The organism is Streptomyces sp. JN8, assembly GCF_055808075.1.
Map to the genome: position 1 here is coordinate 5,898,215 of NZ_CM147852.1, position 21,855 is coordinate 5,920,069.

The window sequence follows — 21,855 nt, forward strand, 5'->3', positions numbered from 1 at the left end:
GAGCACCCCCGTGACACGCAAGCGAACGGCGGTCGCACTGGCCGCCGCCCTGTGCGCGGCCCTCGTGCCCGCCGTCCCCGCGGCCGCCGCGCCCAGGCCCCCGGCCCCGCCCTCCGACCGGCAGCTCGCCGCCGAACCGTCCCGCCAGGACCTCACCCGCGAGCAGTTCTACTTCGTCCTTCCCGACCGCTTCGCCAACGGCGACACCTCCAACGACAAGGGCGGCCTCACCGGCAGCCGGACGCAGACCGGCTTCGACCCCACCGACAAGGGCTTCTATCAGGGCGGCGACCTCAAGGGCCTCACGGAGCGCCTCGACTACATCAAGGGCCTCGGCACCACCGCCATCTGGATGGCGCCGATCTTCAAGAACCGGCCCGTGCAGGGCGAGGGCAAGGACGCCTCCGCCGGCTACCACGGCTACTGGATCACCGACTTCACCCAGGTCGACCCGCACTTCGGGACCAACGCGGACCTGGAGAGGCTGATCGCGGCCGCCCACCGCAAGGGCATGAAGGTCTTCTTCGACGTCATCACCAACCACACCGCCGACACCGTCGACTACGCCGAGCAGAAGTACGGCTACCGCCCCAAGGGCGCCTACCCGTACCTCGACAGGGACGGCCGCCCCTTCGACGACCGCGAGGCCGTCGGCAAGGTCGACCGGGACTCCTTCCCGTACACCCCCGTGGCCTCCGCCGAGAAGGCGGACACCAAGGTCCCCGCCTGGCTCAACGACCCCACGATGTACCACAACCGGGGCGACTCCACCTGGGCCGGCGAGTCCGCCGAGTACGGCGACTTCGTCGGCCTCGACGACCTGTGGACCGAGCGCCCCGAGGTCGTCGACGGCATGCGGAGGATCTACGAGAAGTGGGTCCGCGACTTCAAGATCGACGGCTTCCGCATCGACACCGTCAAGCACGTCGACCTCGACTTCTGGACCCAGTGGGCCACCGCCCTCGACGCCTACGCGAAGAAGCAGGGCCGCGAGGACTTCTTCATGTTCGGCGAGGTCTACTCCGCCGACACCGCCGTGACCTCCCCGTACGTCACCCGCGGCCGGCTCGACGCCACCCTCGACTTCCCCTTCCAGGACGCCGCCCGCGCCTTCGCCTCCCAGGGCGCCGGCGCCGACCGGCTCGCCAAGGTGTTCGCCGAGGACTACCGGTACACCACCGACAAGGCCAACGCCTACGAGCAGGTCACCTTCCTCGGCAACCACGACATGGGCCGCATCGGGACCTTCCTCAAGCAGGACAACCCGAACGCCTCCGACACCGAACTCGTCCGCCGGGCCACCCTGGCCAACGAGCTGATGTTCCTGTCCCGCGGCAACCCCGTCGTCTACTACGGCGACGAGCAGGGCTTCACCGGCCCCGGCGGCGACAAGGACGCCCGCCAGACCCTCTTCGCCTCGAAGACCGCCGACTACCTCGACGACGATCAGCTCGGCACCGACCGCACCCACGCCACCGACGCCTACGACCCCGCCCACCCGGTGTACCGGTCCGTCGCCGCCCTGTCGAAGCTGACCCGCGAGCACCCGGCCCTCCGCGACGGCGTCCAGCAGGAACGGTACGCCGAGGGCTCCGTGTACGCCTTCTCCCGCACGGACCCGAAGACCCGCACCGAGTACCTCGTCGCCACCAACAGCGCCACCACCGCGAAGACGGTCACCGTCCCCGTCGGTTCGGCGGACTTCCGCGCCCTGTACGGAGGCCAGGGCGCCGTGGCCGCCGCGAGCGGCAAGGTCACCGTCACCGTCCCCGCCCTCTCCTCCCTGGTCCTCAAGGCCGACAAGCCCCTCCCGGCCCCCGCCGTGAAGCCGTCCGTCAGCCTCCGGGCCCCCGCCGCCGGAGCCACCGGCACCGTCGAGCTCACCGCCGACGTCAGCGGCGGCGGACTCAACCGCGTCGTCTTCGCCGCCCAGGCCGGCAACGGCCGCTGGCAGACCCTCGGCACCGCCGACCACGCCCCCTACAAGGTGACCCAGCACGTCACCGCTCCCGCCGGCACCCCCCTGCGCTACAAGGCCGTCGTCGTCGACAGCACCGGCCGCACCGCGAGCGCCACCGCCGCGAGCACCGCCGGACAGGCCCCCGCTCCCGAGAAGCCGGTCGCGGTCGAACGCGCCTACGCCGTCGTCCACTACCAGCGCGAAGACGGCGACTACGACGGCTGGACCCTCAAGGGCGCCGGCCAGGAGGCCGCGTTCACCGGCCGCGACGCCCACGGCGCCTTCGCCTGGGTCAAGGTCCCCGAAGGCGCGTCCACCGTCGCGTACACCGTCGAGAAGAACGGCACCGCCGACGGCCCGCAGCGCACCGTCGACCTCGGCCGCACCGGCGAGGTCTGGATCACCCGGGGCCAGGACGGCCAGTCCGACACGAACCCGTCCCCGGCCCCGCAGGACAAGACCAAGGCCGTCATCCACTACCAGCGGCCCGACGGGAACTACGAGGGCTGGGGCCTCCACACCTGGACCGGCGCCGCCCAGCCCACCGACTGGTCCAAGCCCCTCATGCCGACCCGCGTCGACGCCTACGGCGCCGTCTACGAGGTCCCGCTCACCGAGGGCGCCACCTCCCTCTCGTACATCCTCCACAAGGGCGACGAGAAGGACCTCCCCACCGACCAGTCCCTCGACCTGGCGAGCCTCGGCCACGAGGTCTGGGCCCTCGCCGGACAGCCCAAGTACCTCCTCCCCACCGTCGGCGGCGCCCCGAACCTCGACCTCGGCAAGGCCGAGGCCCAGTGGATCGACCGGAACACCGTCGTCTGGAAGGTCAAGGCCACCGAGGCCACCAGCCAGCAGCTCGTGTACGCCGAGGACGGCGGGATCACCGTCACCGACGGCGCCCTGAACACCGAGGGCCAGTGGCTCCGGCTCGACCGGACCGCCCTCACCGACGCCCAGAAGGCGAAGTACCCGCACCTCGCGGAGTACCCGGCCTTCACCGTCGACCCCCGCGACACCGACCGCGTCCGCGACTCCCTGCGCGGGCAGCTGATCGCCACCCAGCGCGCCGCCAACGGCGCCCTGCTCGCCGCCACCGGCGTCCAGACCGCCGGCGTCCTCGACGACCTGTACGCCCGGAAGGCCACCGGCGCCGCCCTCGGCCCCGTCTTCCGCGGCGGCCGCGTCGACCTGTCCGTCTGGGCCCCCACCGCGCAGTCCGTCGCCCTCGAACTCGACGGCCGGACCGTGCCCATGCGCCGCGACGACGCCTCCGGCGTCTGGACCGCCACCGGCCCGAAGTCCTGGACCGGCAAGCCGTACCGCTACGTGGTGAAGGTCTGGGCCCCCACCGTCCAGAAGGTCGTCACCAACAAGGTCACCGACCCCTACTCCACCGCCCTCAGCACCGACTCCGTCCGCAGCCTCGCCGTCGACCTCACCGACCCGAAGCTCGCCCCCAAGGGCTGGGACTCCCTGAGGAAGCCCGCCGCCGTCCCGCTGCGGGACGCCCAGATCCAGGAACTCCACATCCGTGACTTCTCCGTCGCGGACACCACGGCCGAGAAGGACCACCGGGGCACCTACCTCGCCTTCACCGACGCGGACAGCAAGGGCTCCCGGCACCTGAAGGCGCTCGCCGCCTCCGGCACCTCCTACGTCCACCTCCTCCCGGCCTTCGACATCGGCACCATCCCCGAGAAGAAGTCCGACCGGACCGAACCCGCCTGCGACCTCAAGGTCTACGCCCCCGACTCCGAGGAGCAGCAGGCCTGCGTGGCCGCCGCCGCGGCCGAGGACGCCTACAACTGGGGCTACGACCCGCTGCACTACACCGTCCCCGAGGGCTCCTACAGCACCGACCCCGAAGGCACCCGCCGCACGGTCGAGTTCCGGCAGATGGTCCAGGCCCTCAACCGCGACGGCCTGCGCACCGTCATGGACGTCGTCTACAACCACACCGTCGCCGCCGGCCAGTCCGACAAGTCCGTCCTCGACCGGATCGTCCCCGGCTACTACCAGCGCCTCCAGGCCGACGGCACCGTCGCCACCTCCACCTGCTGCGCCAACACCGCGCCCGAGAACGCGATGATGGGCAAGCTCGTCGTCGACTCCCTCGTCACCTGGGCCAGGGAGTACAAGGTCGACGGCTTCCGCTTCGACCTCATGGGCCACCACCCGAAGGCCAACATCCTCGCCGTCCGCAAGGCCCTCGACGGGCTGACCGTCGCCGAGGACGGCGTCGACGGCAAGGCGATCATCCTCTACGGCGAGGGCTGGAACTTCGGCGAGATCGCCGACGACGCCCGCTTCGTCCAGGCCACCCAGAAGAACATGGCCGGCACCGGCGTCGCGACCTTCTCCGACCGGGCCCGCGACGCCGTCCGCGGCGGCGGCCCCTTCGACGAGGACCCCGGCGTCCAGGGCTTCGCCTCCGGCCTCTTCACCGACCCCAACACCTCCACCGCCAACGGCACCCCCGAGCAGCAGCGAGCCCGGCTCCTCCACTACCAGGACCTCATCAAGGTCGGCCTGACCGGCAACCTCGCCGACTACTCCTTCACCGACACCGCCGGCCGCACGGTCAAGGGCAGCCAGGTCGACTACAACGGCTCCCCGGCCGGATACGCCGCCGCCCCCGGCGAGGCCCTCGCCTACGCCGACGCCCACGACAACGAGACCCTGTACGACGCGCTCGCCTTCAAGCTCCCGGCGGGCACCTCGGCGGCGGACCGGGCCCGCATGCAGGTCCTCGCGATGGCCACCGCGACCCTCTCGCAGGGCCCGGCGCTCTCCCAGGCCGGATCGGACCTGCTGCGCTCCAAGTCCCTCGACCGCAACTCGTACGACAGCGGCGACTGGTTCAACGCGATCCACTGGGACTGCCGCGACGGCAACGGCTTCGGCCGCGGCCTCCCGCCGGCCGCGGACAACAAGGCCAAGTGGGGCTACGGAAAGCCGCTCCTGGTGAACCCGGCCCTGACCGTCGGGTGCGCGCAGATCGACGGCGCCTCCGCCGCCTACCGCGACCTCCAGAAGATCCGCACCACCGAGCCGGCCTTCTCCCTCGCGACCGCGAAGCGCGTGCAGGACGCCCTGTCCTTCCCGCTCTCGGGCCCCGAGGAGACACCGGGCGTGATCACGATGCGCCTGGGCGACCTGGTCGTGGTCCTCAACGCGAGCCCGCGGCAGCAGACGCAGCGGGTCGCCGGCCTGGCCGGGACCCCGTACGCCCTGCACCCGGTCCAGGCGGCCGGTGCCGACGCGGTCGTGAAGTCCGCCTCCTACGAGGCGGATTCGGGCACCTTCACGGTCCCGGCGCGGACGGTGGCGGTCTTCACGGCGAAGTGACGCCCCCGCCCACCCGGGCGGCGGACAGGGACCGCTCCATCAGGGTCACCCCGTAACGCGTGCCGTCGGCGGCGAGCTTTCCCGGCTCCTCGCCGACGGCACGGTAGCCCGCGGCCTCGTAGTACGCGCGGAGCCGCGGGTTGTCCGACAGGCAGTCCAGCCGGGCGACCGACCGGCCGCCGGCCGCGACGCGGCCCTCCGCGTGCGCGAGCAGCACCCGCCCGGTCCCGGTGGGCGCGGACCCCCGGTCCGTCATCAGCCGGTGCACATATCCGGCCACCGGCGGCTGCGGACCCCAGGCCTGCTCGTCCTCCCACCACAGCTCGTACGCCCCGACGGCCCGCCCGCCGTGGGACGCCAGCCACACCTCGCCGGCCGCCACCCGCTCGCGGAAGTGCCCGACGGGCTTCCCGCCGGGCTTCCACTGGTCGATCCCGTTCCGCAGCATCCACCGGGCCGCGCCGTCGTACATCTCCGCGAGGAGGACCGCGTCGCCGCCGTCCGCCGGCCGGAAGCTCACCTGTGCCGTCATGGTGAGCACCGTACGGCCGGGTCGGCCGCCGGGACTCCCCGGGACGCCGGTCAGGGGCCGGCCGGCCCCGGGGCGCGCGGGCCCCGAACCGTCCTACCGCGCGCGCTGGTCGGGCACGGAGGGCGCGTCGGCCGACGCCGCGGGGACCAGCGCGACGAGTCGGCCCACCAGCTCCCCGAAGGGTCCGTCCGCCGGCTCGTCCGCGAGGATGCCGACCAGGATCCCCGCCATGTCCGGGTCGTACGCGGCGCTCACCGCGGCGAGCGCCGCGAAGTCGTGCACCAGCTGCAACTCCAGCTCGGCGCGGGGGATCCGGCGCCCGTCCAGCCAGATCAGCGCCGTCGACTCGGCGAGCGACACCCAGGAACGCACGACCAACTCAAGCCTGGCCGAGGGCTTCTCGACCCCGAGATGGGCGAGGATCTGCACGTACGCGGCGTTCCGCACCTCGTCGATCATCGCGTTCGTGGTGGAGGAGCCGACCGCCGGACCGCCCCGCATCAGTGCGGCGAAACCCGGCCCGTGGTCGTCGACGAAGTCGAAGAACCGGCCCATGACCCGCAGCAGCCGCGCCCCCAGGGGGCCCTGCGGGGGCTCCACGAACCTGGCCGCCAACTCGTCGGCCGCGCGCCGGAGAGCGGCCTCGTAGAGGCTCTGCTTGCCGGGGAAGTAGTGGTAGACCAGCGGCCGCGAGATCCCCGCGGCGGCGGCGATCTCGTCGATGGACACCTCGTCGGGAGAGCGGTGGCTGAAGAGTTCGAGGGCCACCCCGATCAGCTGCTGCTTGCGCTCCTCGACGCCCATCCTGCGGCGTACCCCGGTCGTCATACGAACAGCCTAACGTCGTCCGATACGCTCCTGCCCCATGAGCGCTGCCGACCAGGACACCCCGGCCGTCAAGGCCCCCGAGCCCGCGGAGGCCCCCGAGGCCGAAGAGGCCGACGCCGTACGCCGGAAGGCCGCGTCCGGGGACGCGGACGGACCCGGTGCCGGGCGGGACGACCCTTCGGAAGCCGCCGATCCCGACGACCACGCCGAGGAAGAGGGCGAGGACGACGAGGACGTCGACGAGGACGGGGACGACGAGTACGGGGACGACGAGGACGTCGACGGCGAGGCGGGCGACGACCCCGCGGACGGCGAGGGCCTCACGCCCAAGCAGGCGCGGCGGCTGCGCGTCGCCGCCGCCTCCGTGCTGCTCGTCGCGATGGCCGTCGTCCTGGTGATCCGGCTCGCGAGCCGGACCTCCGTCCTGGTCGTCGGTGTGTACGGACTGGCGATGATCCTCTGCGGCATCGTGATCGAGCTCTCCCGCAACGGCCGTACGCGGCTCGGCACCTGGCTCCTGGTGGTCGGCCTCCTCGGCGCCCTCGCCCTCGACTGGCTCGTCCTGCCGTGACGTCCCCTCGCGGCGTCTTCTAGAGGTCGAGGACGAGCCGCTCTCCCGCGCAGCGCGAGACGCAGATCAGCATCGAGTCGCCCCGCTCGGCGTCGGTGAGCAGCTCGTCCCGGTGGTCGACCTCGCCCTCCAGGACCCGCTGCCGGCAGGTCCCGCAGAAGCCCTGACCGCAGGAGTACATGAGTCCGGGGACCTCCTCGCGGACCGCCGCCAGGACGGACCGGTCGGCCGCCACCCGCACGGTGCGGCCGGAGCGGCGCAGCTCGACGTCGAAGGCCGTGCCGCCGGTCGTCGCGGCGGCCGAGAAGCGTTCGAGACGCGGTGTGACGCCTGCGGGAAGCGCCGCCGCCACGGCCGCCATGAGGCCGTCGGGGCCGCAGCAGTAGACCGGGGTCCCGGCGGGCACGTCGGCGAGGAAGCCGAGGTCGGGGTGGCCGGACTCGTCCTCCGCGACGACGGTGACCCGGTCGCCTGCGGCGCCGAGCGCCTCGATCTCCGCCAGGTACGGCATGCTCGCGCGGCTGCGCCCGCAGTACAGGAGCCGCCAGTCCGCCCCGGCGGCCTCCGCGGCGCGCAGCATCGGCAGGACCGGGGTGATGCCGATGCCGCCGGCGACGAAGACGTACGCGGGGGAGTCGACGAGCGGGAAGCGGTTGCGCGGGCCGCGGACCTCGATCTCCACCCCTTCGCGGAGCTGTTCGTGGACCTCGTGCGAGCCGCCCCGGCCGCCCCGACCGGCCTCGATGAGCCGGGTCGCCACCGTGTACGCGGCGGGGTCGGCCGGGTCGCCGCAGAGCGAGTACTGCCGGACCAGGCCGGAGGGCAGGACGAGGTCGATGTGCGCGCCGGGCCGCCAGCCGGGCAGGCCGCGTCCTTCCAGGCGCAGTTCGACGACCCCCGCGGCCGGCGTGGTGCGGGCGGCCACCCGGACCTTGCGGGGGACGGTGCTGCCCCGGCCGTATCCCGACACGGGTTCGTCGAGGGCGGGCATCGGCCACAGCGGGGCGGTGGTCATCCGGCTGCGGACGGCGCGGCGGACGAGCAGCGCGGCCCCGGCGACCAGGGCGACGGTGGTGAACCGGGGCATCAGCGGCCTCCGTTGGCGCCGGGCGAGGCGGCCAGATAGGCCAGGGCCTGCGCGGTGTCCCCCTCCTGGGAGGGGTGGTAGGCGCGGCTCAGGTAGCGGGGGATCGAGCGGAGCATGTCGGGGGTGGAGGGCAGGACGCCCTGCCGGCCCTTGCGGACGAACTGGCCGAGGGAGGCCTTGCCGTCGAGCAGGGTGGGGTCGTTCTCCATGAAGAAGCGGACGCCCCGCTGCCAGAGGAAGACGAGGGCGGAGAACGCGAGCGCCCAGGTCCGGGCGCGGCGCCGGTAGCCGCCGTCGAGGTGCATGAACAGCTCGAAGGCGACCGAGCGGTGCTCGACCTCCTCGGCCCCGTGCCAGCGCAGCAGGTCGAGCATGGTGGGGTCGGCGCCGACCCGGTCGAGCTGGTCGGCGTTGAGCACCCAGTTGCCCAGGAAGGCGGTGTAGTGCTCGATCGCGGCGATCATCGCGACCCGTTCCATCAGCCACCAGCGGCGCGGCCGCCCCGGCGGCAGGGTCCGGTCCCCGAGGAGCTTCTCGAAGAACCAGTCGACCTGCGCGGTGTAGGGGGTCGGGTCGAGGCCCTGCTCCCGCAGGTGGGGGAGCACGTCGTCGTGGGCCTGGGAGTGGATGGCCTCCTGGCCGATGAAGCCGATGACGTCCGCACGCAGCCGGTCGTCGGTGATGTACGGCAGGGCCTGCTGGTAGACGTGCACGAACCAGCGCTCGCCCGCCGGGAGCAGCAGGTGCAGCACGTTGATGGTGTGCGTGGTGAAGGGATCGCCGGGCACCCAGTGGAGCGGGGTCGCCTCCCAGTCGAAGGAGACCTTGCGGGCCTTGAGATCGACGTGCTCCGACGCCACCGGCGCAGGCTGCGTATTAGACATGGCGTCAATGTACTGAGGGGTAGCGGCATGACAACAGAGGTCTGCACGCTCTTTCTGCCCGCCACGCCCACCCCCGGCCCGGGGCGGATCCGCCGTCACCGCAGGGCGCGCGCCCGGGTTCCGTCCCGCAGGGTGCCGCCGAGGTCGGCACGGGCCCCGGCCGCCGCCTTCACGGCCAACAGGGGGCCGTCGGACCGCCCCTTCACCCCGCCCGAGGTCTCCAGGGCGGCGAAGTCCGGGCTCCCGGCGGCCAGGACGTACCAGCCGCCGGCCGGGGCCTGCCAGAGCACCCCCGCCAGCACCCGGGGATCGCGCACACCGCAGGCGGGCGACCCCTCGGACCGGGCCGCGAGCGCGGCGGGCACGGCGGGCGACGGGACGAGGAACTGGGCCAGGACCCGGCTCCCGGTGCCCCGCCAGGTCTCCGCCCGCGTGCACAGCCAGGTGCCGAGCCCGGCCCCCTCGGGCAGCGGCTGCCGGGCGAACCGCCAGGCGTTCACCGACCGCACGCCGTGCGCCCGCACCGCCGTCAGCTGGCACGCGGTCCGCGCCCAGGCCGCCCGCGCCTCCGGTCCCGTGGCGTCGGCCGGAGCCTCCGGCGGGCCCCAGAGGAGCCGGGCGGGCGCGAGCTCCCCCAGGTCGGCGAGCAGCCGGAGCCCCGAACCGTCCCGCACCTGAAGGGTGTTCCAGCGGGTGCAGTCGCGCGCCGACGCGGGACTGGTCATCGGCTCGGTCACCCCGCCGGCGTCCCGCCCCAGCGGCCGCGCCTCCTCGCCCGGCGCGAGCAGGTTCCGCGCGGAGGTCTCCGCCACCCAGGGCGCCGTCAGGTACCGGACGTTGCCGGCCGCGCGGGACAGCACGAGCGCGGCCGAGCCGACGCCGTCGGCCCCGTCGGTCCGCGCGAAGTCGAGCGCCGCCCCGGCCGTGCCCGCGACGGGCTCCGCGTACCGCACGGCCCGCAGCCCGTCGTGGAGGAGCACCACCCGGGCCCCGTCGACCACCCCGGCGAAGAGCAGCTGGGGCGGCCCCATGGGCGGCCCGACCGGCGTCCCCGGCGTGGCGGAGGACCGCACCGACGCACCCGGCCGCGCCCACACCGCCAGCGCCCGCCGCAGCAGCGCGCGGTCCCCGACGAGCGCCCCGCGCGCGGGCCACACGGAGAAGTCCTGACGGGTCGAACCGGGCCAGACGGCCGGATCGACGCGCTTGAGCCTCGCCGGGTCGAGGGCGGCCTCCGCGGCGGGGTTGCGGGCGTACGAGGGCGCCCCGGCGCCGTTCCTGCCCCACCCGTCCCCGGGCAGCCCGAGCAGCGCCCCGCACACCAGCAGCGCCGCGACGGCGACGACCCCGGCCCGGGCGTGCTGCCGCCGCCGCAGGAGATCGGTGGGCCGCGCCTGCAGCGCACACGGGTCGAACTCGTCGGACTCCAGGAGCGCGACCCCGCTGCGGCGGCCGGCGGCGCGACCGGCCCCGGACCCGCTGCCCGGCTCCCCGCCGCCCGTCCCCGCGGGCCCGTCCCCACTCCCGGCCTCGCCCCCGGCCGGGCCGCCCGACCGGTCCCCTCCGTCGTCCGGACCCTCCGGGGCGGCACCGGCCGTCCCGTCCTCCCGGTCGTCCAGCGCGTCCGCCTCCGCCAGCGCCGCACCCGGATCCGCCACCCCCGCCGCCGCGAGCACCCGGAGGACCTCCGCGTCGCCCTGGCGCTCCAGCCCCCGCAGGACGTACGCGGCGCGGCCCGGACCGGAGAGCCGGGACAGCCGCTGGTCCAGGGCGAGTTCGTCCGCGCCCCCGACCCGGGGGAACAACCGCAGCCCCCACACGTGCGGCAGCAGCGGCGGCAACTGCGCCCGGCGCGGCAGCGCGAGGCGGCGGAGCGGCAGCCCCGCCACGAGCGCCTGCCGCAGCACCTCGCCCCGTACGTACGCGTACCCGGGATCGACCGCGTCCTCGGCCGGCCGGGGCCCCGGCACCGCGGGGCCCGTCACCCGGCGGCGCGGCAGCGAGCGCTGGACGAGGGCGTGCGCGGTCAGCACCCGGCGGTTGCGGCCCAGCGACGGCGGAAGCACGAGGTAGGCGATGCGGACGAGCCGCGGATAGCGCTCGACGAGCGCGGCCTCGGCCTGCTCGACGTCGACGGGGCCCACGGGCGAGGGAACGAGATCCTGGGTGCTCACGTTCAGCAGAACGAGCGATTCTTCCGATGGTCACCCCGGCGGCCCGGCGGCCCGGCGGCGCACGGGCCCCGTGGCCGCTGACCCCGCACCCCGCACCCCGCACCCCGCACCCCACACCGCGGGTTCGGCCGCCGCGGCCGCCTCAGCCCGCCGGCGCCGTCAGCCGCTCGCGGATCCGCTCCGTCACCCCGTCCGGGACCCCGAGCCCCTCCCGCACGTACCGCTCCATCGACCCGTGCCGCACCGCCACCTCGTCGAACGCCGCGTCCAGGTACCGCGGCAGGACCCCGATCAGGTCGAGCGCCAGATCGGGGTCGCCGCCCTGCGCCGTGAACCCCTCGATCATCGGCGCGAACGCCTGCCGCACCGCCGTGTTGACCGACAGGAACTCCTCCCGCACCGTCCCCTCGTCCGCACCGAGCAGCGACAGCACCACCGTCGCCGCCCACCCCGTCCGGTCCTTGCCCGCCGTGCAGTGGAAGAGCAGCGGCCCGGCGTCCGGAGCACCCAGCTCGGTCAGCAGGACGCGGTAGGCGGCGCGGGCCGACTCCCCGGAGACGAACGTCCGGTACGTCCGCGCGAAGGCCTCCCGGACCTGGCCCGCGCCCAGGTGCTCCTCGGCGAGCGCCGGATCGGACAGCAGCTCCTTCAGCCGGGCCGCGGGAGGCAGCCCGCTGGTCGCCAGATGGTCGGCGAGCACGTCCGCGACCAGGCCCCGCGCACCGGGCGGCAGCCGGTCCGGCCGCTCCGCGCGCTCCGTCCCCGTACGGAGGTCGACGACCGTACGGATGCCCAGCGCGGCCACGGCGGGGTCCGCCGGGTCGAGCCGGTCGAGATGGGCGGAGCGCAGCGCCAGCCCGGGACGGACCGAACGACCCGCGGCGAGCGGCAGACCCCCCAGGTCGCGGAGGTTGGCGACGGAGGCGGCGGGGATGGCGGGCATGACGTCGACTCCTCCGGTACGAGCGCTCTCGTGTCGACCGTAAGGGAACATCCCCCTCCGAGCAGTGCGGCCCGCCCGCCGCGCCCCGTCACGGGACCCGGCGCGCCCGCCACCGCACCGTGCCGCGCTCCGCCCACTCCCCGGCTCAGCCCTTCGCGAGCGCCGCCAGCACCTCCGCCTCCCGCTCCGGGGACAGGCCGACCCGCGGCCGGTCGGGCCGCTGGGGAGCCGTCCCCCCGACCGACTCCAGCCACGCCCAGGTGTCCGCGACCGTCTCCGCCGCCGACCGGCACCGCAGCCCCGTCCCCAGCGCCCGGGACACGTCGGCGGTGTGCATCGCGTCGTACATCTCGCCCGGCGGCAGCCACACGGGCAGCTCCGACCACGGCTCGGCCCCCGCCTCCACCAGCGCCTCCGGGGCGGTCCAGCGCAGTTCGGCGTCCGAACCGGTGACCCGCACGCACGCGTCGAGCAGATCGCCCATCGTCACGTGACCCGGCGGCGACACGAGGTTGTACGGCCCCGACAGCCCCGCGGCCACCGCGTCCAGCGTCCACTCGGCGAGGTCCCGCACGTCGACGTACTGCACCGACTGGTCCGCCGGCCCGGGAGCGAGCACCGGACCGCCCTTCGCGATGCGGCCCAGCCACCACGGGAGCCGGCCCACGTTCTCGTACGGCCCGAGGATGAGGCCCGCCCGGACGAGCAGCGTCCGGTCCGCCCCGAACGCGGCCGTCGCCGCGAGCTCCCCGCCCCGCTTCGCCTCGGCGTACGGCACGTCCCCGTCGTCGGCCGAACCCTCCACCAGCGGACCGTCCTCGCCGAGCCCCGCCGCCGGCGGCCACGCGTACACCGATCGGCTCGACACGTACGCGTACCGCCCGACCCGTCCGGCGAGCAGCCGCGCCACGTCCCGCACCGCGGACGGCGCCGCCGACCAGGTGTCCACCACGGCGTCCCAGGACCCGGTGGCGAGCGCCGCGAGACCCTGGGGTCCGGTCGTCCGGTCCCCGATCAGCGAGGCGGCCCCCGTGGGCGCCGCGTGCCGGCCGCGGTGGAAGACGGTCACCTCCCAGCCCCGGCCGAGCGCCGCCTCGACGACCGCGCGGCCGACGAATTCCGTACCTCCGAGCATCAGCAGTCTCATGATCGGAGCGTGCCCGGTGACGCCGCCCGGGACCAGGGCTTTTCGCTGCCGGAGGATTCCGCCACGGGAGGAAGGTCATCCGCCCGGGAGGAACGTCACCGGTTCGGGAGGGGGGTCTCGTCCGCCGGGGAGCGGGGTGGCACCATGACGGGCGATGACGGATGCCCGGTCGCCCCTGCGCGCCCTGAGAGCCGCCCTCTTCGCGGTGGTGTGCGTGACCCTGGCCGCGGTGGGGCACTCCTCCATGTCCGCCCATCAGCTGCCCCCGCTCGCCCTCCTCGGCGCCTTCGCCCTGACGGCCGCCGCCGCGTGGGCCGCCGCGGGCCGGCGCCGGGGCGCCGCGTCGATCGCCGGCGCGCTGTTCGTCCTCCAGGGCGCCCTGCACCTGCTGTTCTCCCTGGCGGGCGCCCACGCGGGCGACACCGGACACCCGGCGACCCCGCACGACATGACCGGGATGGACGCCACGGCCGGCATGCACGCCATGCATGCCATGACGGACACCGGCGCGCACGGCACGATCCCCGCCCCGCACACGGCCATGTCCATGGACATGACCTCCGGCATGCTCGCCGCCCACCTCCTCGCCGCCCTCCTCTGCGGCCTCTGGCTGGCCCACGGCGAAGCCGCCTTCCTCACCCTCGCCCGCGCCGCCCTCGCCCACGCCTTCACCCCCCTGCGCCTGCTCCTCACGCGTCCGCAGGCCCCCGACACCACGCGCCGCCCCGCCCGGCGCCACCGGCGGAGCGCGCACCGCCCCCACACCGTCGTCCTCGCCCACACCCTGTCCCGGCGCGGCCCGCCCCGGCCCACCGCACCCCGCGCCACGACCCTCGGAGCACACGGCTGACCCGGGGGTCCTTCCCCCTGTCTGCAACGACTCCAAGGACAGTCACAGCGATGACGATCGACGATCCCGCACGCCCGGACACCACCGAGGCGCCACCGTCGGCACCCGCCCGGACCACCGACACCACCCGGACCACCGACACCACCCGGACCACCGGCCCCGCCCCGGCGGACACCACCGGCCCCGCCCCGGCGGACACCACCGGCCCCGCGGACACCCCCGCCACGCCCCGCCGGAAGGCGGGGACCTGGAGCGCCCTCCGCCCCCTCGTCCTCCGCCTCCACTTCTACGCGGGCGTGCTCGTCGCCCCGTTCCTCCTCGTGGCCGCCGCCAGCGGCCTGCTCTACGCGCTCTCCTTCCAGGCCGAGAAGTTCGTGTACGCGCACGAACTCGAAGTCCCCGTCGGCGAGCAGACCCTGCCCCTCTCCCGGCAGGTCGACATCGCCCGCGCAGCCAACCCGGACGGCACCGTCACCGCGGTCTGGCCCGGCGCCGAACCCGGCGCCACCACCCGCGTCCTGATGGCCGACCCCGACGTCCCCGAGGACACCTCACTCGCCGTCTTCGTCGACCCCTACACCGGAGACGTCCGCGGCACGCTGCCCAGCTACGGCAGCTCCGGCGCCCTCCCGCTGCGCACCTGGATCGACGGCCTCCACCGCGACCTGCACCTCGGCGACACGGGCCGCAACTACAGCGAGCTCGCGGCCAGCTGGCTCTGGGTCGTCGCCCTCGGCGGCCTGCTGCTGTGGCTCGGCCGGCGCCGCAGGAACCGCCGCGCCCTGTTCGTCCCCGAGGGCGGCCCCGCCTCGCGCCGCCGCACCCTCTCCTGGCACGGCAGCGTCGGCCTGTGGGCCGTGACCGGACTCGTCCTCCTGTCCGCGACCGGCCTCACCTGGTCGCGGTACGCGGGCGAGAACATCGGCGCCGTCCAGGACGGCCTCGGCGGCGCGACGCCCACCCTCACCGCCACCGTCGACGGCACGGCCGGGGACTCGTCCGCACACGAGGGCCACGGCGGCGGCCACACCGGCGGCACCACCACCCAGGGACCGGACATCGGCGTCGACGGCGCGCTCGACGCCGCCCGCGCCGCCGGCATCGACAGCCCGCGGATCTCCCTGGTCCTGCCCGCCGAGGGCAAGGGCTACGTGATCAAGGAGACGGACACCCAGTTCCCCCTCCAGCTGGACTCCGTGGCGCTGAACCCGGCGGACGGCACGGTCGTCGACCGGCTCGCCTTCGCCGACTACCCGCTCCTCGCCAAGCTCACCCGCATCGGCATCGACGCCCACACCGGCGTGTTCCTGGGCCTGTTCAACCAGCTCGCCCTCGCGGCCCTGGCCCTCGCCCTCGTCCTGCTCATCCTCTGGGGCTACCGCATGTGGTGGCTCCGCCGCCCCGGCCGCCCCGCGGCCCGCGGCGCCTGGCGGCGCGTCCCGGTGACGATGCTGCTCCCGCTCCTCGCGGTCACGGCCGTCGTGGCGTGGTTCGTCCCGCTGCTCGGCATCAGCCTGGTGCTGTTCCTGACGGTGGACCTCGCCCTGGGACTGGTGTCCAGGGCGAGGAGCCGGACCCGCACGGGCTGACCGGTCAGGGCGTGTACTTGTAGCCGACCCGCCGCACGGTCTGGATCGTGTGGCGGTGCTCGGCGCCCAGCTTGCGCCGCAGCCGGGCCACGTGCACGTCGACGGTGCGCCCGTCACCGACGTGGCCGTACCCCCACACGGTCGTGACCAACTGGTCGCGGGTGTGGACCCGGTGGGGGTGCGCCACCAGATGGGCGAGCAACTCGAACTCGAGATATGTCAGGTCGAGCGCCCGGCCGTCCACGACGGCGATCCGCTGGACGCCGTCGATGGCGACGGGCCCCTGCTCCTCCACCGCGGCGACGGACGCGGGCACGGCCGCGGCGACGGGCTGGCGGGGCTGCTGGTCGGCGGGCACGAGCACCAGGTACCCGACCATCGGCGGCCGGCCCGGCAGCGTGGGCAGCGTGTGCGGCGGCGCGGGCAGCAGGGTGGCACCGGGCGGCAGGAAGTCGGCGACCTGGGCGAAGTCGACGACCTCGTTGGGATCGACGGCACGCAGCCGATGACGGTTCGGACGAACGGCGGCAGGGGTGCTGTGAGCGGTCTGGACCATGGGAAGTCAGCTCTTTCGCGCGGAGGAACGAACGGACGGGAGTCGTACGTCGAACGTCGTGCGCGTCGGCCGAAGGCCGTGGATCGGACCGTGCCGATCGGGGCTTTAGAGGGCCGACGCGTTCCTCGCGCGGCAACACACCCGGTCGAAGTCGTGGTGCTGCCGGGAAGGCCAGAACGGCTCGAGGTCGTGACGACCCGTCGCGGTGTCGTTCTGAGTGATGGCCATATCCCTATTGAACCAGAAGGGAATGTCCCCGACGACCCCTTCGCCGGCCAAACCCCGTGTCGTCCTTCCCACATGCCGGGAGACCGGACCTCCCCGGACACGCCGAGGGGCGCCCACCGGAACGGTGGGCGCCCCTCGGCGCGCGACGGTGCGGATCAGACCTGGCCGGCCTTCGCGAGGGCCTCGCAGCAGGTGTCCACCAGGAGGCGGGTCACCACGTACGGGTCCACGTTCGCGTTCGGGCGGCGGTCCTCGATGTAGCCCTTCTGGTCCTGCTCGACCTGCCACGGGATGCGGACCGAGGCGCCGCGGTCCGAGACGCCGTAGGAGTACTGGTCCCACGGGGCGGTCTCGTGCAGGCCCGTCAGGCGGTCGTCGATGCCGGCGCCGTAGTTCTTGACGTGGTCGAGCGGCTTCGAGCCCTCGCCGAGGGACTCGGCGGCGGTGATGATCGCGTCGTAGCCCTCGCGCATCGCCTTCGTCGAGAAGTTGGTGTGCGCGCCCGCGCCGTTCCAGTCGCCCTTCACCGGCTTCGGGTCCAGCGTCGCGGAGACGTTGAAGTCCTCGGCGGTGCGGTAGAGCAGCCAGCGGGCGATCCACAGCTGGTCCGAGACCTCCAGCGGCGCCAGCGGGCCGACCTGGAACTCCCACTGGCCGGGCATGACCTCGGCGTTGATGCCGGAGATGCCGAGACCGGCCTTGAGGCAGTTCTCCAGGTGCGCCTCGACGATCGGGCGGCCGTGGATCTCGTCCGCGCCGACACCGCAGTAGTAGCCGCCCTGCGGGGCGGGGAAACCGTTCTCCGGGAAGCCGAGCGGACGGCTGCCCTCGAAGAAGGTGTACTCCTGCTCGATGCCGAAGATCGGCTCCTGCGCGGCGTGCTTCGCGAAGACCTCGGCGAGCGCGGCGCGGGTGTTGGACTCGTGCGGCGTCATGTCCGTGTTGAGGACCTCGCACATGACCAGGATGTCGTCGCCGCCGCGGATCGGGTCCGGGCAGACGAAGACCGGCTTGAGGACGCGGTCCGAGGCGTGGCCCTTGGCCTGGTTCGTGCTGGAACCGTCGAAGCCCCAGATCGGCAGCTCCTCCAGCGCGGCACCCTCGCCCGCGAGGATCTTCGTCTTCGAGCGGAGCTTCGCGGTCGGCTCGGTGCCGTCGATCCAGATGTACTCAGCCTTGAAGGTCACGGGCCTCATCCTTTGAGCGTGCTGCTGCGGGTGTCGCGGCGGCTCGCGGCGCTGCGAGAAGCTGCGGTGTCTGTGTCCGGTCGCAGCTTCGCAACACGGGATTTCCCGTCGGTTGCCCGAATGTGAACCCCGTGTTACTCAGCTTTCCCGATCTTCGCGGAGCCGCTGTGCGACGACATGGGCGTTCAGGAGCGGGTCGAGACCCGCGCCCCGGACACGCCGTACGACCTCGGCGTACGAGGTGCCGAGGGCCTCCGCGGTCCGCCCCAGGTGCCAGTCGCAGTCCGCCAGCCGCCGCAGCAGGTACCCCTTCCGGATCTGGTTCTCCGAGAGCCGGAACGTCTTCAGGTACACCGCCCGGCCCTTGTGGTCGGTGATCAGCTCCCCGATGTGCTGCTCCGTCCCGCCCCGCTCGAACGGCGGCAGGAACCGGTGCAGGGCGAACGGGCCCATCCGCTGCACCCGCTCGAAGGCGTACGACGTCTCCAGCAGGTCCCGCGCCATCAGCCCGTCGTGCGCCGCCGCCCAGTCCCGCTCCTGCCGCAGCGCCGCCGCCCGCAGGTCCGCGAGGGTGCGGACGCCGCCGGCCCCGTCCCGGATCCGCGCCGTGAACCCGGCGACCGGGGCGCCGTAGTGCGCGTACTGGTGGACCAGCTCCCCGTAGAGGTCCTCGACCAGCGTCGGGTGCAGCAGGCGGTAGTCGTCCGGGTGCGGCACCACGAAGGCCGCGGCCAGCGCGTCGGCCACGTACAGCAGCAGCCCGCACTGGCCCGGGTGGACCTCGAAGACCCGCAGGGCCTCGGTCAGCCCGGGCACGCTCCACCCGGCGTACGCGGCCTCGGCCCGCGGCGAGAGGCCGTGCCGGACCGCCTCGCGGGACCACTCGTCCCAGACGATTGACGGCCCGCCGAAGTGCAGCGCCAGGTAGCCCTCCAGGGCGAGGTGCAGCGGCAGGAAGCGGAGCCGCGCCACGGCGCGCCCCTCCGTGTCCCGCCGCCGCTTGGCCATCCGGTGGATCCGGCGCACGGGCACGCAGTCCGGCGGCCCGGCCCGGCCGCCCCGGCCGCGCTCGCCGCCGCCGAGCACGGTCCCGTACGCGGCGGACTCCCGGCCCGGCCCCGCCGCCGCTCCGGCCCCCGTCCAGTCGGCGACGAACCCGTGCGGGATGTACGAGGTGTAGGTGGTGCGGTCGGGCAGGTCCACCGCGCCCCGGCCCCCGTACACCTCCCGGTGCAGCCGCAGCCCGGGCACCGGCGCGGCCCGGACCAACGGCACCAGCCGCACTCCGCCCCACACCTGCGCCGGCCGGACGTCGAGCCCGGTCAGGTCGATCCCCGTCATCCCCCGACCCCTCCCGCCTCTCCCGCTCCCGCTCCCTCTTCCGCTTCCCGCGCCCCGCGCCCGCTCCGTCCCGGCCGTCCCGCTCCCGCCAGGAACCGCTCCACCCGCCGGTCGAGATAGGCGCTCAGCTCCGTGAACCCGGTCCGGCCCTCGGCGAACTGCGCGATCTCCACCAGCGCCGCCAGGTCCTCGGCGTCCCGGATGCCCGCGGTCGGCACGCTCGGCGCCAGCCGCCGCACGTCGAAACCCTCCGCGTCGTATACGGGGTTCAGGTGCACGACGCTCGTCCGGCGCTCCGGATCCAGCCGTGCGCGCCACACCCGCAGCACCTCGCCCGCGAGCCCCGGCGGGGCGTTGTCCCAGCCGTCCGAGACGATCACGAGCCGCTCCGGACCGGTCTCCAGGCCGTCCAGGACCCGCAGGCCCAGCGGCGTGGGCCCGTACGGCCGGACGAGCAGCGGGTCGCGTCCGCCCGAGGTCCACAGCGGGGTGTACGCCCCCGGCGCCGCGAGGGCCTCCAGGAGGAAGTGGCAGCCGAGCGCCACCGCCAGCGGGCGGCGCCGCTTCACCGACGAACCCGAGGAGGAGAAGCTGTCGTCGAGCACGGCCGTGACCCGGCCCCAGGTCCCCGCGTCCCGACCGGCCGCGCGCCGGGCCGCGGCCCGCAGCGCCCCCGTCAGCTCGGCCCGCCGCGCCGTGCGCGCGTCGAACGGCAGCGAGAGGACGTACAGGGCGAGCCGGGTCAGCGGCATCACGGAGAGGTCGGCGGCCCGCTCGGTCCTGAGCTGTTCGAGCCGGGTCATCCGGGGTGCGATCCGCTCCAGGAACACCGCCCGCGGGACGCCGTGGGCGGCGGCGAACCCCTCGGCGACGGTGAACGGCAGCTCGTACAGCGCGCCCTGCTCGTAGCGGGCGCGGCGGAACGCGTCGAGCGTCGGGTCCTCGTACCGGACGCGACGGCCCGGCGCGAAGAGGAAGTCCCCGGTCTCGGGGGACGGCGGCGTGCCGTGGACGTGCCGGAGGGCGGCCTTGAGGCCGCTGCGGTACTTCACCGCGTCCAGGGCGTGGTCGGGGCGGGCCGCGAGCCACTGGCGCACGATCGCGCGGGTGCGCCGGTTGTTGACCCCGGCGGCGCGCAGCGCGCGGAACAGCCGGTAGACCCGCTGCGGGGGCAGCAGCGCGAGCCGCGCCCCGATCAGCCGCCCCTCCGCCCGCCTCGCCTCGGGCCCGCCCGCCTCGTCGGCGGTGCGCAGCAGCTGCTCCACGATGAGGGCGGCGTTGTGGTGGTTGATGTCGAGGGCGAGGGCGGCCGCGTACACGGGCCGGTAGTTGACCCGGACGTAGGCGTGGACGAAGCGGAGCGAGAAGCGCTGTTCGGCGGCGGAGGAGCGGAACTCGCGCTGGCCGGTGGCCGTCACGGCGGCGTTGACGAAGAGGAGCACGTCCTCGGCGGCGACGAGCTCGGACACGGCTCTCCCTCCTTCGCGCGGCGCGGGGGCGCCGGCCGGGGAATGAGGGCGCGAACAGCGAAGACGTTGCTTCAGAGGCAGGTTCCGGAAGTCGCACCGGAGTCCCGCGGCCGGCGCGGAAACGCTAACACCGGGTGGGGGGAGGGCCGCGAGGGGATTTCCGGAGCCCGTCGTCGGTGCGACCGGGCAGACTGGGGGCATGGCGAAGCAGCTGGGCGCGAAACCCCGTATCGGACTCCTCGGCACCGGCCCCTGGGCGGGGCACACGCACGCGCCCGCGTTGGCGGCGCACCGGGGGATCGAGTTCAGCGGGGTGTGGGGCCGGCGCCCGGAGGCGGCGGCCGCGCTCGCCGCCGCGTCGGGCACGCGGGCGTACGAGGACCTGGACGCGCTGTTCGAGGCCAGTGACGCCGTGGCGTTCGCGCTCCCGCCGGACGTGCAGGCCCCGTTGGCGGTCCGGGCCGCCGAGGCCGGCTGCCACGTGCTGCTCGACAAGCCGGTCGCGACGACGGTCGCCGGGGCGCGGGAGGTGGCCGGGGCGGTGGAGGCCGCGGGGGCGGCCTCGGTGGTCTTCTGCACGCTCCGGTTCGCCGGGCCGACGGCGCGCTGGATCGAGGAGCAGACGGCGGCCGGGGGCTGGTTCCTGGGGGAGGCGCACTGGTTGGGCTCGCTGTACGGGGCGGGGTCGAGCAGCGCGTACGCGGCCTCTCCCTGGCGCCGGGAGAAGGGCGGGCTGTGGGACGTGGGCCCGCACGTCCTGTCGGTCTACCTGCCGGTCCTGGGCGATGTCACGGAGATCACCGCGGCGCGCGGCCCGGCGGACACCCACCACCTGGTGCTCCGGCACACCTCGGGTGCGAGCAGCACGGCCACGCTGACGCTCAGCGCCCCGCCGGAGGCGGCGGAGGCGGCGCTCACCCTGTACGGCTCCGGGGGCCGGGTGGAGCTGCCGCGCTGGGACGGGGCGGTGGGGGCGTTCGGTGCGGCCGTGGACGCCCTGGTCGAGGCGGCCCGTACGGGCGAACCCGCCGCCTGCGACGCCCGGTTCGGCCTGCGGCTGACGGAGATCCTGACGAGGGCGGAGGCGCTGGCGGAGGCCCGCGTGAAGGAGTCGGCGGAGGAGCGGGCGCAGGGGTAGGCCCGGCCCGGGCGAGTCGC

16 protein-coding genes are annotated in these 21,855 nt (G+C 74.6%); 5 read left to right on the forward strand and 11 right to left on the reverse strand.

The genetic code is table 11. The features are described from left to right. The first annotated feature begins 10 nt into the window (after positions 1–10). On the forward strand, positions 11–5,311 hold the full coding sequence (pulA, locus tag ACY0MR_RS26000; protein ID WP_473555672.1) for a pullulanase-type alpha-1,6-glucosidase: 5,301 nt from the start codon (positions 11–13) through the stop codon (positions 5,309–5,311). Here pulA and ACY0MR_RS26005 read toward each other — a convergent pair. Then, positions 5,298–5,843, reverse strand: coding sequence for a GNAT family N-acetyltransferase (locus tag ACY0MR_RS26005; RefSeq protein WP_473555675.1), 546 nt, complete (start codon positions 5,841–5,843; stop codon positions 5,298–5,300). The two genes, pulA and ACY0MR_RS26005, sit on opposite strands and share 14 nt — an antisense overlap. A 93-nt stretch (positions 5,844–5,936) precedes the next feature. Next, positions 5,937–6,671 (reverse strand): TetR/AcrR family transcriptional regulator, encoded by a 735-nt coding sequence (locus ACY0MR_RS26010; RefSeq protein WP_404080091.1) that lies wholly within the window; start codon positions 6,669–6,671, stop codon positions 5,937–5,939. Between the two features lie 37 nt (positions 6,672–6,708). On the opposite strand from ACY0MR_RS26010, the gene ACY0MR_RS26015 reads away from it, so the two are divergent. Then, a complete protein-coding gene (locus ACY0MR_RS26015; RefSeq protein WP_473555677.1) occupies positions 6,709–7,242 on the forward strand; it encodes a hypothetical protein in 534 nt (177 codons plus the stop codon). 19 nt (positions 7,243–7,261) lie between these two features. Here the strand turns inward: ACY0MR_RS26015 and ACY0MR_RS26020 are convergent, their stop codons facing one another. The 5 genes from ACY0MR_RS26020 to ACY0MR_RS26040 all read right to left on the reverse strand — a co-directional run bounded on the left by ACY0MR_RS26020 (position 7,262) and on the right by ACY0MR_RS26040 (position 13,477). Beyond that, entirely contained in the window at positions 7,262–8,329 is a 1,068-nt protein-coding gene (locus ACY0MR_RS26020) for a PDR/VanB family oxidoreductase (RefSeq protein WP_388799559.1), read from the reverse strand. Next, a complete protein-coding gene (locus tag ACY0MR_RS26025) occupies positions 8,329–9,213 on the reverse strand; it encodes a metal-dependent hydrolase (RefSeq protein ID WP_361855866.1) in 885 nt (294 codons plus the stop codon). Before ACY0MR_RS26025 ends, ACY0MR_RS26020 begins: the two co-directional genes overlap by 1 nt. 95 nt (positions 9,214–9,308) lie before the next feature. Next, positions 9,309–11,387, reverse strand: a complete 2,079-nt coding sequence (locus tag ACY0MR_RS26030) for a hypothetical protein (protein ID WP_473555679.1) — start codon at positions 11,385–11,387, stop codon at positions 9,309–9,311. A gap of 142 nt (positions 11,388–11,529) precedes the next feature. After that, positions 11,530–12,330, reverse strand: a complete 801-nt coding sequence (locus ACY0MR_RS26035) for a tyrosine-protein phosphatase (RefSeq protein WP_473555682.1) — start codon at positions 12,328–12,330, stop codon at positions 11,530–11,532. A gap of 145 nt (positions 12,331–12,475) precedes the next feature. Further along, positions 12,476–13,477 (reverse strand): NAD-dependent epimerase/dehydratase family protein, encoded by a 1,002-nt coding sequence (locus ACY0MR_RS26040; protein ID WP_473555684.1) that lies wholly within the window; start codon positions 13,475–13,477, stop codon positions 12,476–12,478. 154 nt (positions 13,478–13,631) lie between these two features. Between ACY0MR_RS26040 and ACY0MR_RS26045 the strand changes: the two genes are divergently transcribed. Together ACY0MR_RS26045 and ACY0MR_RS26050 are read left to right on the forward strand one after the other, a co-directional pair. Then, positions 13,632–14,327, forward strand: a complete 696-nt coding sequence (locus tag ACY0MR_RS26045) for a hypothetical protein (protein WP_473555687.1) — start codon at positions 13,632–13,634, stop codon at positions 14,325–14,327. Between the two features lie 50 nt (positions 14,328–14,377). After that, positions 14,378–15,916 carry a PepSY-associated TM helix domain-containing protein gene (locus tag ACY0MR_RS26050; protein WP_473555690.1) on the forward strand — a complete coding sequence of 513 codons (1,539 nt, stop codon included), beginning with the start codon at positions 14,378–14,380 and terminating at the stop codon, positions 15,914–15,916. Positions 15,917–15,920: 4 nt separating this feature from the next. Here the strand turns inward: ACY0MR_RS26050 and ACY0MR_RS26055 are convergent, their stop codons facing one another. The 4 genes from ACY0MR_RS26055 to ACY0MR_RS26070 form a co-directional block, all read right to left on the reverse strand. After that, complete coding sequence (locus ACY0MR_RS26055; RefSeq protein WP_388799577.1) at positions 15,921–16,472, reverse strand: winged helix-turn-helix domain-containing protein; 552 nt, start codon at positions 16,470–16,472, stop codon at positions 15,921–15,923. 383 nt (positions 16,473–16,855) lie between these two features. After that, positions 16,856–17,887, reverse strand: coding sequence for a glutamine synthetase (gene glnII / locus ACY0MR_RS26060; protein WP_361855912.1), 1,032 nt, complete (start codon positions 17,885–17,887; stop codon positions 16,856–16,858). A gap of 138 nt (positions 17,888–18,025) precedes the next feature. Then, a complete protein-coding gene (locus tag ACY0MR_RS26065) occupies positions 18,026–19,228 on the reverse strand; it encodes an ARPP-2 domain-containing protein (protein ID WP_473555694.1) in 1,203 nt (400 codons plus the stop codon). Next, positions 19,225–20,898, reverse strand: coding sequence for a hypothetical protein (locus tag ACY0MR_RS26070; protein WP_388799581.1), 1,674 nt, complete (start codon positions 20,896–20,898; stop codon positions 19,225–19,227). The genes ACY0MR_RS26065 and ACY0MR_RS26070 overlap by 4 nt, the downstream gene beginning before the upstream one ends. Between ACY0MR_RS26070 and ACY0MR_RS26075 the strand changes: the two genes are divergently transcribed. Next, positions 20,897–21,835: a Gfo/Idh/MocA family protein gene (locus ACY0MR_RS26075; protein ID WP_473555696.1), complete on the forward strand. Its 939-nt coding sequence runs from the start codon at positions 20,897–20,899 to the stop codon at positions 21,833–21,835. The two genes, ACY0MR_RS26070 and ACY0MR_RS26075, sit on opposite strands and share 2 nt — an antisense overlap. The last annotated feature ends 20 nt before the right edge of the window (positions 21,836–21,855 follow it).